Annotated in this window: 2 protein-coding genes; one reads left to right on the forward strand and one right to left on the reverse strand. The window is 62.4% G+C overall.

The window, feature by feature from the left end; translation table 11 throughout:
- A partial coding sequence (locus ASD03_RS31185) for a ParA family protein (protein WP_156408104.1) occupies positions 1-329 on the reverse strand: 329 nt, incomplete at its 3' end.
- Between the two features lie 969 nt (positions 330-1,298).
- Between ASD03_RS31185 and ASD03_RS31195 the strand changes: the two genes are divergently transcribed.
- A partial coding sequence (locus ASD03_RS31195) for a relaxase/mobilization nuclease domain-containing protein (protein ID WP_156408106.1) occupies positions 1,299-2,971 on the forward strand: 1,673 nt, incomplete at its 3' end.

The following is a 2,971-nucleotide window of genomic DNA, read 5'->3' on the forward strand; positions in this document are numbered from 1 at the left end:
GGGATCAGAACGATATCGGCGCAGTAGAGGCCGGCGAACAAGTTCTCGTTCGTCGTTCCCTCGATGTCGATGAAGACGACTTTGCCCTGGTGTTGGCGCTCGAGCGCCATTTTGTAGATGCGGTTCGGGTCGAGGCAGCTTTCCGCTTCCAGGCGCTCCGGCCAGACATTCATCTGTTTCGACATCGTGACCCAGCGCATCGTGTTGGCGCGGCTATCGGCATCGATCAGAAACACGTCATTGCCCGCATGGGCTGCCGTCCCCGATAGCGCGCGAACGAGCGTGGTCTTCCCGGTTCCGCCCTTCGGGTTGGCGATAGTGACGATCATGGTGGCTCCTTCAGTTCATCGATAAATTATACTTAATTATCAAAGTTGCCTTTCGCAACGTGATTATTGCCCGTTGCTCGTTCACCATTGATGATTGATGACCGATGATTGCCCGCTGACGACGGGTAATGGTCAATTGGCAATCACCAATGGGCCATTAATGATGAACAACCTGTGCACGGTTAATTGTTAATTATCAACGATGAATAACCAGTTGCCAGCGCTGCAAGTGGGGATGAGCGCGTTAACAACGGGTAATTGTTCGCGCCGGATTAACAACGGGTAATTGTTCGCGCCGGAGTTTGTCGGTTCGCGCCAATCGGCCGAGGTGGTCGGATCGAGATCGTCGGTATCTGCGGATTGAGATTGAGAATAAATTATAGTTGTCTTTTCTGTGGCAGGATAGTCAAGTTTGTGGTACAAACTCGACATCGCCCCGCCTCCGGCAGGGCTGTGGTTCGCGCCTCTGGCGCTCCGGGTCGCCTCCGGCAACCTGGTAAAACGGGAAGGAAACAATGCGGAGCGAGGTGGTCAGGGTCCGACTTCAGCCCGAGGAGCGCGAGGCGCTTGCCGTGTTGTGCGGAGAAGACCGCACCGCCAGCGACGTGATCCGGCTGCTGTTTCGCGATCAGGCAGGCCTTCCGCTTCCGGTTGGATCGTCCGAGGCAGACGCGCTGCGCGACACCAATGAGGAGCTGCGGCGGATCGGTATCAATCTCAACCAGGCGGTCCGNCTTCCGCTTCCGGTTGGATCGTCCGAGGCAGACGCGCTGCGCGACACCAATGAGGAGCTGCGGCGGATCGGTATCAATCTCAACCAGGCGGTCCGGGCGATGAATGAGGGGCGCGTCGCCTATGAACCGGATCTCGACGCGGCGCTACGCACTCTTCTCGACGGCCTGTTTCGGCTGCGGACCGACGTCGATCTGATGCTGCGGATCAGCTGTGAGGAGCGGAGGGGGACTGGCCGTGGCGCATGATTGGACCGGGCTGCTCGGCGCGATCGAGACCTATACCGTCCGTCGAGCATCGTCGCTGATTGACGAGGATGAGGAACTGCGCCGGCGGCGCGCGATCGGTATCGCGATGTCGGGGCAGGCGCCGCAGGAGCGCTTTGTACCGTCCGGCATTGCGAGCAAGACGCGTCGAGGTCCGATATCGCCGAACGAGCCGACGATCGCGTCGATCCTGCAGGTGTCCCAGGCATCGCAGGGAGGTGTTATCGCGCTCGTCGGTGCCTTGGGTGCTGGCCGCAATCTGGATGACGAAGAGGAATTGAAGAAGTCGGCCGGCGGGGGAGGGGGCGCAGGCCTTTCCGCGCCTCGCATGGCTCAACCGATCTCCACGCGCCGCGCCGCAACGGATAGATCCTCAGCGGAAACCGTGAACCGTGCAGCGATTGCCGCCGGTGCACAGCCGGTCGTGATCAAGGTGACGTCGACGGTATCGAGCCGGGCTTCGGCCGCGGGCCTGATGACCTATCTCGGAACCCGCGAAGTCGAGACGGAAAACGGCGACAGGGGCAAGGTCGATATCCCGATCTACGATCAGGACGGCCTCGCGGTCGCAAGCCGCGAGGACCGGGCCGCGGCGCTGGCCGAATGGGGCGGGGAATTCCGTGACGCCTATGCGGTCAACGCGCTGGCCACATTTTCCTTTACCGTCGCCGATACGGTCGACGATGCCGCGCTTCACGACGCCCTGAATGCCGCGTTCGGCTCAAAGCCTTTCCTCTATTCTCGGCATCCGGATGGCAAGGTCTCGGTCTACGCGGTAACGGACCTGCCGGCGAAGACGATTGCGGGCGCGTTGAAGATACGGGAGCGGGGCGATGGTCCGGCACGCGCTGTCGAAAATGCGGAGGCCAGTTTTGCACGCCGATTGGCCGACGCCGGCGTCTCGGCTGCGGTGTGCATTCTCGGCGCCGCCGTCTCTGAAAAATCCGGCCGCTACTTCCTCGAAAAGTTTCTGCGCAACGAGAAAGCCGTAAGCACCAGCGCCGGCGATCCGGTCGAGCGCGGTTCGAGCGTCAAGGAGAAGGCTGACAGCATCTGGCGGGACTGGTCATCCCACATTCGCACCGTCGAGCCGCGCAACGCGTTCCATGTCATCTTCTCGGCGCGGGCGGGAACTGATCCAGAGGCGATGAAGCGGGCCGTGCGGGATTTCCTGAGCGAGCAGGTCGCCGGGCATCGCTGGATCACGGCGCATCATCCGGAAACCGGCCATGTGCATGTCCATGTGATGATCTCGGCGCGAGACGACCTTGGCAAGGCGCTGCGGCTGACCAAGCCGGAGCTTTACGAATGGCGCGAGCGCTTTGCGGCCAAGGCACGCGAGCATGGCATCGCCATGGTCGCCACCCGGCGCGCAGACGTCGCGGCCACACGGCCTTACAGCCAGTCGCAGGCCGGCGCCTACGAGCGCAGCAAGAGCGATCCTCGCTATCTCAAGACGCCCGCCGTCACCAAACGCGTCGAGCGCAAGCGCGCCGGCGTCGTCGATCGCGCCTCGCTCATCAATGGCAACCTGGCTCTCGCCGCGAAATGGCAGGCAACCGCAAACGCCTTGAAGAAGGCCGGCGCGGAGCCGTCGGTGATCGCGGCGGCCGACCGGTTCGCAGCCGCGGCGGCCGGACAAGC

Origin of the sequence: Ensifer sp. Root127 (genome assembly GCF_001425225.1) — a bacterium.
Taxonomy (GTDB): Bacteria; Pseudomonadota; Alphaproteobacteria; order Rhizobiales; family Rhizobiaceae; genus Ensifer; species Ensifer canadensis.